This is a genomic window from Saccharopolyspora sp. 6V, assembly GCF_020176785.1.
In the GTDB taxonomy this organism is placed as follows: Bacteria; Actinomycetota; Actinomycetes; order Mycobacteriales; family Pseudonocardiaceae; genus Saccharopolyspora_C; species Saccharopolyspora_C gregorii.
The window spans coordinates 1-10,548 of sequence record NZ_JAIUKB010000154.1 but is presented as its reverse complement, the minus strand read 5'-3'; the positions used below and the strand labels follow the sequence as shown (position 1 = coordinate 10,548).

Here is a 10,548-nt window from a genome sequence, read left to right as displayed (position 1 = left end):
CCGCGCCGGCCCGGGGCCGGCGGCCCCCCCCCCCCCCCGGGGGGGGGGCCCCCCCCCCCCCCCCCCCCCCCCCCCCCCCCCCCCCCGCTGCGTGAACACTATGCCGGACGACCGGGCGTACGCACCCCCCGATCGGACCTATTTCACACAGACTTGGTGTCTCTGTGTACATGGCGTGCATGCCAGGACACCGCCTGCGCATCGGTCAACGACGCCACCTGGTCCAGCACCACCCGCAACCGCTGCGCATCGTCCGACGCCGCCGACCACGCCGGGGCCAACGCCGGGTCCAGCGACTCCGGGGCTCGCGCCGCCAGCACCGCGACCAGCTCCGCCAGCAGCTCCCGCTGCCGCTCCTGCATCCGCAACCGGCGCGGATCGCTGAGCACGAAGTGCACCGCCACCGCCTTGAGCACCGCCACCTCGGCCGCCACCTCGCGCGGCACCACCACGTCCGCCGCGTACCGGGTCAACGGCCCGGCGCCGAACGCCTCCACGGTGCCCGTCACCGCCGCCGAGGTGAACCGGCCGACGAGTTCGCTGGTCAACCGCTTCAACGCCACCTGCGCGGCCAAGGTGCCGTCGTAGTCGGCGACCGCGGCCACCGCGGGCAGCACCGCCAGCCCACCCGCCGCCGCGTCCAGCTCACCCGCATCGCCGTCCGCCCAGAAGTGCTTCGCCGCCAGCCGCACGATCTCCGAGCGCTCCTCCGGCCGGGACAGCTCGTGCAGCGAGATGCGGCCCGAGTGCACCCCGTCCTCCACGTCGTGCACCGAATAGGCAACGTCGTCGGCCCAGTCCATGACCTGCGCCTCCAGGCAGCGACGTTCTCCCAGCGCGCCCTGCCGCATCCAGCCGAACACCGCCAGGTCGTCCGGGTAGGCGCCGAACTTCACCTGCCCCGGCCGGCGCGGCCACGGGTACTTCGTCGCCGCGTCCAAGCAGGCCCGGGTCAGGTTCAGCCCGCTGCCCGCACCCGGCTCGCCCGGCAGCTTCGGCTCCAACCTGGTCAGGATCCGCAAGGTCTGCGCGTTGCCCTCGAACCCGCCGCAGGCGCCCGCGAGCTCGTCCAACGCCTGCTCGCCGTTGTGCCCGAACGGCGGATGACCGATGTCGTGCGCCAACCCGGCCGTGTCCACCAGGTCCGGGTCCGCGCCCAGGGTCACCGCGATGCCGCGGCCGATCTGCGCGACCTCCAGCGAATGCGTCAGCCGGGTGCGCGGCACATCGCCCTCTTCCGGGCCCATCACCTGCGTCTTCCCGGCCAGCCTGCGCAGCGCGGCCGAGTGCAGCACCCGCGCCCGGTCCCGGGCGAACGGGCTGCGCGCCTCCCGGTGCGCGCCGGGGAAGGCCGCCTTCGGTGCTTCGGGGGCCGACCGGGCCAGGTCGTGCTCGTCGTAGCCGGGGCACAAGTCGTTCACCGCGCCCAGCCTACGGCCTACCCCCGCCCTGCCAGCCGGAACGCGGCGGCAACGGCCGGTGAACGCCGGGTCAGCTCAAGCGGTCGCTGAGGACCTCGGCCGGGGCGTGCGTCAGCCGGTAGTACAGCAGGCCACCGGTCTCCCGGAAGATGTAGTGGAACTGCGTCGCCCGGGTCTGCACCATCGGCCCCGAACGGGTCGGCGACGCCCACGCGTCCAACCCGAAATCACCGGCCATCGTGCGGGCGCGCAACGAGTGCCACGGGTCGCTGACGATCAGCGCCGAGCTCCAGCCGCGTTCCCGCGCCAAGGTCGCGACCGCCTTCATGCTGCCCAGGGTGTCCGCCCCGGTCTCCACGTCGGTGATCTTGTTCTCGGGCACGCCCTGCTCGGCCAGCCACAGCCGGCCCGTCTCCGCCTCGGTGTACTCGTCGCCGACCTGGCTGCCGCCGACGGTCACCACGTGCTCGGTCAGGCCCTGCTCGTAGAGCTCCAGGGCCTGCTCCAGCCGCGCGCGCAGCACCGGGGTGGGCTTGCCGTGGTACTGGGCCGCGCCCAGCACCACGATCATGTCCACCGGGCGGCGGTCGTCGCTGCGCGCCACCTGCCACACGCGGAAACCGGTACCGCCCAGCAGCAGCAGCACCATCAGCACCGCACCGAGCACGGTGCGGCGCAGCACCCGGCCGGTGCTGGAACCACGGGGGGCGGTACCGGTCTCAGTCATGGGCTCGTTCCGGTGCCGGGGCCGCTCAGCAGCCGATGAGGCGGACGGCGAGGTACTCCTCCAGCTTGTCCATCGCCACCCGCTCCTGGGACATGGTGTCGCGCTCGCGGACCGTCACCGCGTGGTCGGACAGCGAGTCGAAGTCCACCGTCACGCAGAACGGGGTCCCGATCTCGTCGTGCCTGCGGTAGCGGCGGCCGATCGCACCGGCGTCGTCGAACTCGATGTTCCAGTTCCGGCGCAGCTGCGCGGCCAGGTCCTTCGCCTTCGGCGACAGCTCGACGTTGCGGGACAGCGGCAGCACCGCGGCCTTCACCGGCGCCAGCCTGCGGTCCAGCTTCAGCACGGTGCGCTTGTCCACGCCGCCCTTGGCGTTCGGCGCCTCGTCCTCGTGGTAGGCGTCCACCAGGAAGGCCATCATCGGACGTCCCACGCCCGCCGCCGGTTCGATCACGTAGGGACGGTAGCGGGAGTTGCTGGCCTGGTCGAAGTACGACAGGTCCACGCCCGAGTGGTTCGAGTGCGTGGTGAGGTCGAAGTCGGTGCGGTTGGCAATGCCTTCCAGCTCACCCCACTCGCTGCCCGCGAAGCGGAAGCGGTACTCGATGTCGACGGTGCGCTTCGAGTAGTGCGACAGCTTGTCCTTCGGGTGCTCGAAGAGCCGCAGGTTGTCGCGGTCCACACCGAGGTCCACGTACCAGTCGGTGCGCGCGTCGATCCAGTACTGGTGCCACTGCTCGTCCTCGCCCGGCTCGACGAAGAACTCCATCTCCATCTGCTCGAACTCGCGGGTGCGGAACACGAAGTTACCGGGCGTGATCTCGTTGCGGAACGACTTGCCGATCTGGCCGATGCCGAACGGCGGCTTCTTGCGCGCGGTCGTCATCACGTTCGCGAAGTTCACGAAGATGCCCTGCGCCGTCTCGGGGCGCAGGTAGTGCATGCCCTCGTCGCTCTCGACCGGGCCGAGGAACGTCTTGAGCATCATGTTGAACTCGCGCGGCTCGGTGAACTGGCCGCGGTTGCCGCAGTTCGGGCAGGGGATCTGGGACAGGTCGCCCTCGGCGATCTCCTTGCCGGTGCGCTCGGCGAACTCCTCCACCAGGTGGTCGCCGCGGAAGCGGTGGTGGCAGGAGGTGCACTCGACCAGCGGGTCGTGGAACGCCCCGACGTGGCCGGAGGCGACCCACACGTCGCGGGGCAGGATCACCGAGGAGTCGAGGCCGACGACGTCGTCGCGGCCCTGCACCATGGACTTCCACCACTGGCGCTTGATGTTGTCCTTGAGCTCGACGCCGAGCGGCCCGTAGTCCCACGCCGACTTCGTACCGCCGTAGATCTCCCCGGACGGGAAGACGAAGCCACGGCGCTTGCACAGGTTGACGATCGTGTCGATCTGATCGGCGGGCACGGTCACTCCGGAATCTCAGGTCGAGGGACTCGACGATTGCTTCGGGCCGAGGCTCGACCGCGCAGGTCGGGCTCGGCGAGGGCTCCATCTGCGAGCGGGCCCGGCGGCGCTGCGCCGGTCCCCGCCGCTCGTTCCGGTCGGGGGCTCCGGGGCCTGCACCTCCCCGGGGTCGGTGAGGTCCTCCCGGCATCGGAGTCCGGCTTCCGACGATCTCCGATGCTGCGCAGGCCGCACCTGCGCACGCGTCCCGTTCCTGGGGTTTCCCAGCGTACCGATGAGGTCGCTCGCACCGGCGGCCCCACCCGCCTCCCGCGCGCCGCGGGACGGTCCCGGTCACCCGTCCGGTGCGGTCAGCGGTGCTGCGCTGGCGGGATCGCGCCCGCCCCGGGCCGCTCCCGCGAGGTGCCTACCCGTTTCGCCCGACCCGTAGGATGGGCCGTGGCAGAGGGCACCGCCGCGCCCCGCGCGGGACGCGTCCTCCGCAGCAGCACCGCCGACCGGACCGCCGGTGCGGCAGCACTCCAGGCACGCCGGAAAGGACACCATGCCCGCCGTCAGCCCCGATCCCCTCGCCGGATCGACCGGCTCCGAGCCGGTCGAGATCGCGTCGGCGGCCGGGACGGCGAGCGGCCACCCGGATCGCGCCGAGGAGCACGTGCACTCGCCGGAGCGCGAGGCGCCGCGCCTGGTCCCGGTGCACGACCAGCAGACCCTGGTCGAAGCCGGGGAGCTGCTGCGGGCGCTGGCCGCGCCGGTGCGCATCGCGATCGTGCTGCAGCTGCGCACGGCCGAGCGGTGCGTGCACGAGCTGGTGGAGGCGCTCGGCGTCACCCAGCCGCTGATCAGCCAGCACCTGCGGGTGCTGAAGTCCGCGGGGGTCGTGCACGGGGAGCGGCACGGGCGCGAGGTCGTGTACCGCCTGGTCGACGAGCACCTGGCGCACATCGTCGTGGACGCCGCCACGCACGCGGAGGAGCTCTCCGGAACCCGTCCGCGCGGACGCGGCGCACGTCCGGCCCCCGAGAACGAGGAAACGGAGACAGCGTGACCACCGGTGAGCGTTCCGCGGCCGGCGTGCCGGGCCTGCGGGCAACCAAGCAGCGAGCGGCGGTCTCCCGCCTGCTCAGCGAGGTCGACGACTTCCGGTCGGCGCAGGACCTGCACGAGCAGTTGCGGCGCCGCGGCGAGGGCATCGGCTTGACCACCGTCTACCGCACCTTGCAGACCTTGGCCGACGCCGGCGAGATCGACGTGCTGCGCACCGACTCGGGCGAGGCGATCTACCGCCGCTGCTCCGCCGAGCACCACCACCACCTGGTGTGCCGGCACTGCGGCCGGACCGTGGAGGTCGCGGACCCGCCGGTGGAGGCGTGGGCGGAGCGGATCGCGGGCGAGCACGGCTTTTCGAACGTGGGTCACACCGTCGAGATCATCGGCGTGTGCCCGGAGTGCGCCGCCGAGTGAGCCCCGCTCAGTACTCGTAGGGGTCGTCCGGCGCCGGGATGCCGCGGGCCCCGGTGATGTCGAAGGTCGGCACCTGGCCGTTCGCCTCGGTCGCGCTGCCCGCCCGCAGCGTGCCGGTCACCTCGATCCAGCTGTCCTGCGGGGTGGTCGCGAGCGCGTTCGCGGCGGGTCCGGCCAGGTCGATCAGCACCGGTGAGGCGTCGGCCGCGCAGCAGCTGATCCGCATCCGCGCGAGCTGGGTCCGCGCCGGGCCGTCCGCCGGGTGCACCACGAAGCCGCGCAGCCGCACGGCCCGCTGCTCCAGCGCACCGCTGCCGTCCCACACGACGCGGGTGATGAACTCCGAGACGCTCAGCTCCGGTGCCGGCCCCGGCGGCAGCTCGTCGAACAGGGCGCTCGCCCCGGTGGGCCGCTCGGGTGCCGCGGTCTGCTGGCCGCGGCCGATGGAGTCGGCGCCCAGCGCGGGCGGGGCGACCAGGAAGATCGCGAACACCGGGAGCAGCAGCATCCACGGGCTCCGGTCGCGGTGCTCGTGCGCGGCGTGCTCGGCCGGCTCGTGCGGTTCGGGCGGGGCGGCGAACGGGTCGTCCGCCCGCGCCCTGGCCCGCGCCGCCCGGATGTCGCGCACGATGGCGACGGCGGCCAGCAGCACCATCACCGCCCCGGTGCCGATCAGCCACGGGAACAGCGCCGGTTTGACGTAGCGCAGGTAGGTCCCGGTGAGCGCGATCTTGAGCAGGGCGCCGCCGAGCAGCACCAGCAGCAGGTTCTGCGTTTCGCGCCGCATCACGCGCCTCCCAGCAGCAGCAGGCCGACCAGCATCGAACTGGCGACGGCGACCACGAACGTCAACGGGGCGAACCGGAGGGCGAAGGACCGCCCGAAGGTGCCCGCCTGCAGGGCGATGAGCTTGATGTCCACGGCGGGCCCGACGACCAGGAACACCAGCTTCGGGATCAGCGGCATCCCGGCCATCGCGGCGGCGACGAACGCGTCCGCCTCGCTGCACAGCGCCAGCACCACCGCGAGCACCGCCATCACCAGCACGCCGAGCACCAGCTGCCCGCCCAGCGAGCTCGTCCACTCCGCCGGGACCAGGACGTTGAACACCGCGGAGGTGAGCCCGCCGAGCACTAGGAACCCGCCGGCTTCGACCAGGTCGTGCCGGGCGGTCTCGGCGAACAGCGCCCACCGGCCCGCACCGCCCGGTGCGCGCCGCTCGGCCCGCCGCAGCGCGCGGTCGGCGATCCACTCAGCCTTGCCCACGCGCAGCCACAGCCAGCCCATCGCGCACGCGGTCAGCAGCGACCCGAGGAACCGGGCGAGCACCATCATCGGGTCGCCGGGGAACGCGACCGCGGTCGAGACCAGCACGACGGGGTTCACCGCAGGCGCGGCGAGCAGGAACGCCAGCGCCGCGGCGGGTGCGATGCCCTGCTGCATCAACCGGCGGGCCACCGGCACGGAGGCGCACTCGCACCCGGGCAGCGCCACCCCGGCCAGCCCGGCGACCGGCACCGCGGCGCCGGGGCGCCCGGGCAGCACCCTGCGCAGCGCGCTCGGCGGCACGAACGCGGCGATCGCCCCGCTGATCAGCACGCCGAGCACCAGGAACGGCAGCGCCTGCACGCACACCGCGACGAACACGGTCGATCCGGTGCGCAGCCCCGGCACGTCCAGCAGCGCGCTGAGCTGCGCCTGGAACAGCAGCGCGAGCAGCAGCAGCGCGCACAGCACTTCCATCGAGGTGACCCGGCGGCGCCGCACCGGACCACCGCTCGGACTCCCCGGGTCGCTCCCCGGGCGGAGGGTCGTGGTCACCGGCTCATCGTGCCAGCCGCACATGACCATCGTTGCCACCTGCCCTGGCCCCGGGACCACCGGTTCCCACCCGCTCGAGCGGCCGATCACCCGTTCCGGCCCGCGGATCGGCGACCGGAGGTGACCTCCGGTGGCGCGGTTCACCCCGGATCACCCGGGTTCGGCCGTATCCGGCGAAGTCCGGGCCGCCCGGCGCCGACTCGCCGCCCGCGTGCCGGCCGAACCGGCCCCGCGCAGCACGACGCCCCTCCCGGAACCGGCGCGGTTCCAGGTGGGGCGTGCGCGGTACGGCGGTTCAGTCGGCGGCCGGGGTGTCCTCTTCGACCTCGGTGAGCAGCTCACCGCGCAGCTGCGACGCGGTCGACACGACCAGCATCAGCAGCGTGCCCAGCGGCTGCTGCTCCATGCCCTCGGCGGGGAACGCGTAGCGCAGCGTCACGTCCATGCCGCGCTCGGTGCGCACCACGCCGAGCGTGCCGAACAGGCCCTGCCCGGCACGTTCCGCGGCCGACTGCGCCAGCTTCTCGTCCAGCGGCAGGTCCCACGCCACGACGCAGGTCAGGCTCAGCACGGTCAGGCCCTCGGCGAGCTGCATCGCCTGCACCGCGCACGGCACGTCGCCGTGCCGCAGCGTCAACGCGCCGTCGTCGTCGACGTTCACCTCGTGGTAGGTCTCCAGCGCCTCTTTCGCCGCGGTCAGCAGTTCCGCGGTAGTGGCGGCCTCCTGGGTCATGAGATGCCCTCCTGGGCGGTTTCAGTGGTGCTCTCGTCCTGCGCGGCACGATCGACGGCGCCGCCGAAGCGCCGGTCGCGGCGTGCGTACTGCTCGCACGCGCGCCACAGGTGGCGACGATCCACGTCGGGGAACAGGGTGTCTTGGAACACCAATTCGGCGTATGCGGACTGCCAGAGCAGGAAGTTGGAAGTGCGTTGCTCCCCGGACGGCCGGATGAACAGGTCGACGTCGGGCATCTCCGATTGGTAGAGGTGCCGGGACACGGTCCGCTCGTCCACCTTCTCTGGATTGATCTTGCCTGCGGCGGCCAGCCGGGCGATCTCACGAGCGGCGTCGCCCACCTCGGCCCGGCCACCATAGTTCACGCACATGGTCAAGTTCATGACTTCGTTGCCACGAGTGCGCTCTTCCGCGGCCTGGAGCGTGTTCACGACGCTGCGCCACAGCCGCGGCTTGCGACCGGCCCAGCGCACCCGCACGCCGAGCTCGTCGAGCTCGTCGACGCGCCGGGCGATGACGTCGCGGTTGAAGCCCATGAGGAACTTGACCTCCTCCGGGCTGCGCTTCCAGTTCTCGGTGGAGAAGGCGTACAGCGACAGCCACTTCACGCCGATCTCGATGGCACCCCTGGCGAGCTCCAGCACGACCTGCTCGCCCCGCTTGTGCCCCTCGACCCGGGGCAGTCCGCGTTCGTTGGCCCAGCGACCGTTGCCGTCCATCACGATGGCCACGTGCCGCGGCACCAGCTCGGGCGGCAGGGCGGGCGGGGTCGCACCGGAAGCGTGCGGGGCAGGCGCCTTCACGCTCGGGTCGTCGCTACCGCGTCCACGGCGTCGCAGCATGTGTGCCTTCTCCTTTGCTCTGCGGCCGGGCGCCCATTCTCCCGGACCCGCATGTCACCCGTTCAGTGGTGTCCCGTAGCGGACTTCGAGCCGGGTGTCCGACGGCAGCCGGACCATCCCGATTCGCTGGTAGAACGCTTGCGCCCGGGTGTTGCTCGGGTTCACGCCGAGCTGCACGCCCGGTGATCCGGCGCGCGCCAGCTGCTGGAACACCGCCTGCATCAACCGCTTTCCCATGCCCTGCCCGCGGACTCCGGCGACCAGGTTGATGTGCAGGTGCGAGGGGAACCGGTCCAGCTGCGCGGGCAGCATCAGCCGCGGCCGGTGCAGGAACGCGCGCAGCTGGCTGTCCGCGTCGCGGCCGTCCACCACCCGCGAGGAGGGGTGGCTGGCGGCGAACCGCGGTGCCCACTCCAGCTGCCAGCGCGCGTAGAACTCCTCGGTGTGCAGCGCGGCGACGACGTAGCCGAGCACGGTGCCGCGGCCTTCCACGACGAAGGCCAGTTCGGGGTGCAGCAGCAGGTAGGGGTCGGCGAAGACGTGGGCGACCAGGTCGGGCTCCCGCAGGATGTGGTGCACGGGTTCGCCGCCGTCGCCGGTGGCCACGCAGATCCGGTGCACCGCTTCGGCGTCCCGGGGGCGCCAGCTGCGCACGATCAACCGGTGGCCCCGTCCGCCGTTCCCGGGATCGCGGTGGCCCGGTGGACGGGATCCGCTGCGGCCGACTCCCCAGCGACCGGTTCCCCGACGGCCGACTCCGCTGCGGCTGATTCCGCTGCGGCCGATCCGGCAGCGGTCGTTTCCTCGGCGGTGGGTTCCTCGTCCACCGCGGCCGCGCGTTCGCGGATGAGCTCGGGCACCACCGGGCGGTGTTCCTGGCGCTCCACCAGCGGCAACGAGCGCAGCTGCCGCTCCAGGTGCCACTGCAGGTGCGCGGCGACGAGCCCGCTGCCCTCCCGGCGCACCTGCTCGGTGGTCCGCTCGGCGGCCGGCCAGTCGCCGTGCATGAGCGCTTCGAGCAGCGGCAGCGTCTGCTGCGCGGGGCGCGCCGAGCCGGTGGGGCGGCAGTTCACGCACATCGCACCGCCGCCCTGCACGTTGAACGCGGCGTGCGGGCCCGCCTCCCCGCAGCGCGCGCACTCGCTGAGCGCGGGGGCCCAGCCCGCGTAGGACATGGCGCGCAGCAGGAACGCGTCGAGCACCAGCGACGGGTCCCGCTCCCGCCCGGACAGCGCCCGCAGCGCGCCGGTGACCAGCAGGTACAGCCGCAGCACCGGTTCGCCTTCCTCGGCGGCGAGCCGGTCCACGGTCTCCAGCACGGCGCAGCCCGCGGTGTAGCGCTGGTAGTCGTCCACGATGTGCACGCCGAACGCGTCCAGCGTCTGCACCTGGGTGATCACGTCGAGGGTGCGCCCGGTGTGCAGCTGCACGTCCACGTGGCAGAAGGGTTCGACCCGGGCACCGAAGCGCGAGGTGGTGCGGCGCACGCCCTTGGCGACGGCGCGCACCTTGCCGAAGCGGCGGGTGAGCAGGGTGATGATCCGGTCGGCCTCACCCAGCTTGTGGACCCGCAGCACGACGCCGGTATCCCGGTAGAGGCTCACCCCGCCATCGTCCCACTACCGGGCGACCCGGCTGCTCCGGGTGAGCGTCCGGCCGGAACGCCGGGTGCCCGCGGGATCAGGCCCGCAGCGCCTCGAAACCGGGGAGGTTGCGCACCACGCCCCACACCACGGCGGCGGCCAGCACCGCGTTCGCCGCCCAGCGGCCGGGGCGGCCGACCAGCCAGGGCGACGGGATGCCGCGGACCTCCTGGCGCGCCGAGGCGATCAGGAACAGCACCGCCACCGGCAGCACGAGCACCAGGGCGAAGGCGTTCAGGTCGACGGCGCGCGCCAGGTCGCCGTGCAGCAGCGCGCCGAGCATCCGGCTGCCGCCGCAGAACGGGCAGTCGAAGCCGGTGAGGAACAGCAGCGGGCAGGGCAGCGGGACGAGTCCGGCGCTCAGCACCAAGCCGAGCGCCCCCGCGCCCCCCCCGCCGCGGGGGGGGCGGGGGGCGGGCCCCCCCCGGGGGGGGGGCCCGCGCCCCCCCCCCCGGCCGCCCCGGGCATCCCCGCCGCGGGGGG

General features: G+C 73.2%; 11 protein-coding genes and 1 pseudogene. 2 read left to right on the top strand and 10 right to left on the bottom strand.

What is annotated here, in order from left to right; genetic code table 11:
* Nucleotides 1-143: 143 nt before the first annotated feature.
* The 3 genes from LCD35_RS25785 to LCD35_RS25775 all read right to left on the bottom strand — a co-directional run bounded on the left by LCD35_RS25785 (nucleotide 144) and on the right by LCD35_RS25775 (nucleotide 3,559).
* Complete coding sequence (locus LCD35_RS25785; protein WP_225045096.1) at nucleotides 144-1,412, bottom strand: deoxyguanosinetriphosphate triphosphohydrolase; 1,269 nt, start codon at nucleotides 1,410-1,412, stop codon at nucleotides 144-146.
* Between the two features lie 79 nt (nucleotides 1,413-1,491).
* A complete protein-coding gene (locus LCD35_RS25780) occupies nucleotides 1,492-2,148 on the bottom strand; it encodes a YdcF family protein (RefSeq protein WP_224959430.1) in 657 nt (218 codons plus the stop codon).
* A 25-nt stretch (nucleotides 2,149-2,173) separates the two neighbouring features.
* Complete coding sequence (locus LCD35_RS25775; protein ID WP_225045094.1) at nucleotides 2,174-3,559, bottom strand: glycine--tRNA ligase; 1,386 nt, start codon at nucleotides 3,557-3,559, stop codon at nucleotides 2,174-2,176.
* Nucleotides 3,560-4,103: 544 nt separating this feature from the next.
* Here LCD35_RS25775 and LCD35_RS25770 point away from each other — a divergent pair.
* A complete protein-coding gene (locus LCD35_RS25770; protein WP_224959432.1) occupies nucleotides 4,104-4,607 on the top strand; it encodes a metalloregulator ArsR/SmtB family transcription factor in 504 nt (167 codons plus the stop codon).
* A complete protein-coding gene (locus tag LCD35_RS25765) occupies nucleotides 4,604-5,023 on the top strand; it encodes a Fur family transcriptional regulator (RefSeq protein ID WP_224959433.1) in 420 nt (139 codons plus the stop codon). Before LCD35_RS25770 ends, LCD35_RS25765 begins: the two co-directional genes overlap by 4 nt.
* A 7-nt stretch (nucleotides 5,024-5,030) precedes the next feature.
* Here LCD35_RS25765 and LCD35_RS25760 read toward each other — a convergent pair whose 3' ends face one another.
* The 7 genes and pseudogenes from LCD35_RS25760 to LCD35_RS25730 all read right to left on the bottom strand — a co-directional run bounded on the left by LCD35_RS25760 (nucleotide 5,031) and on the right by LCD35_RS25730 (nucleotide 10,432).
* Complete coding sequence (locus LCD35_RS25760) at nucleotides 5,031-5,810, bottom strand: TIGR03943 family protein (RefSeq protein ID WP_225045093.1); 780 nt, start codon at nucleotides 5,808-5,810, stop codon at nucleotides 5,031-5,033.
* On the bottom strand, nucleotides 5,810-6,766 hold the full coding sequence (locus LCD35_RS25755; RefSeq protein ID WP_225045095.1) for a permease: 957 nt from the start codon (nucleotides 6,764-6,766) through the stop codon (nucleotides 5,810-5,812). The genes LCD35_RS25760 and LCD35_RS25755 overlap by 1 nt, the downstream gene beginning before the upstream one ends.
* Before the next feature lie 373 nt (nucleotides 6,767-7,139).
* A complete protein-coding gene (locus LCD35_RS25750; RefSeq protein ID WP_224959436.1) occupies nucleotides 7,140-7,577 on the bottom strand; it encodes a hypothetical protein in 438 nt (145 codons plus the stop codon).
* A complete protein-coding gene (locus tag LCD35_RS25745) occupies nucleotides 7,574-8,422 on the bottom strand; it encodes an isoprenyl transferase (RefSeq protein ID WP_224959438.1) in 849 nt (282 codons plus the stop codon). The genes LCD35_RS25750 and LCD35_RS25745 overlap by 4 nt, the downstream gene beginning before the upstream one ends.
* 54 nt (nucleotides 8,423-8,476) lie before the next feature.
* Nucleotides 8,477-9,076 carry a GNAT family N-acetyltransferase gene (locus LCD35_RS25740; protein WP_224959440.1) on the bottom strand — a complete coding sequence of 200 codons (600 nt, stop codon included), beginning with the start codon at nucleotides 9,074-9,076 and terminating at the stop codon, nucleotides 8,477-8,479.
* A gap of 152 nt (nucleotides 9,077-9,228) precedes the next feature.
* Nucleotides 9,229-10,026: pseudogene (gene recO, locus LCD35_RS25735) on the bottom strand (DNA repair protein RecO); the annotation flags it as partial.
* A gap of 76 nt (nucleotides 10,027-10,102) precedes the next feature.
* A complete protein-coding gene (locus LCD35_RS25730; RefSeq protein WP_224959442.1) occupies nucleotides 10,103-10,432 on the bottom strand; it encodes a DUF2752 domain-containing protein in 330 nt (109 codons plus the stop codon).
* Nucleotides 10,433-10,548: the final 116 nt, after the last annotated feature.

Coding starts and splice junctions, on each gene's coding strand:
- LCD35_RS25780 (WP_224959430.1), bottom strand. CDS start 2,148: ATGACTGAGACCGGTACCGCCCCCCGTGGTTCCAGCACCGGCCGGGTG.
- LCD35_RS25770 (WP_224959432.1), top strand. CDS start 4,104: ATGCCCGCCGTCAGCCCCGATCCCCTCGCCGGATCGACCGGCTCCGAG.
- LCD35_RS25760 (WP_225045093.1), bottom strand. CDS start 5,810: ATGCGGCGCGAAACGCAGAACCTGCTGCTGGTGCTGCTCGGCGGCGCC.
- LCD35_RS25755 (WP_225045095.1), bottom strand. CDS start 6,766: ATGGAAGTGCTGTGCGCGCTGCTGCTGCTCGCGCTGCTGTTCCAGGCG.
- LCD35_RS25750 (WP_224959436.1), bottom strand. CDS start 7,577: ATGACCCAGGAGGCCGCCACTACCGCGGAACTGCTGACCGCGGCGAAA.
- LCD35_RS25745 (WP_224959438.1), bottom strand. CDS start 8,422: ATGCTGCGACGCCGTGGACGCGGTAGCGACGACCCGAGCGTGAAGGCG.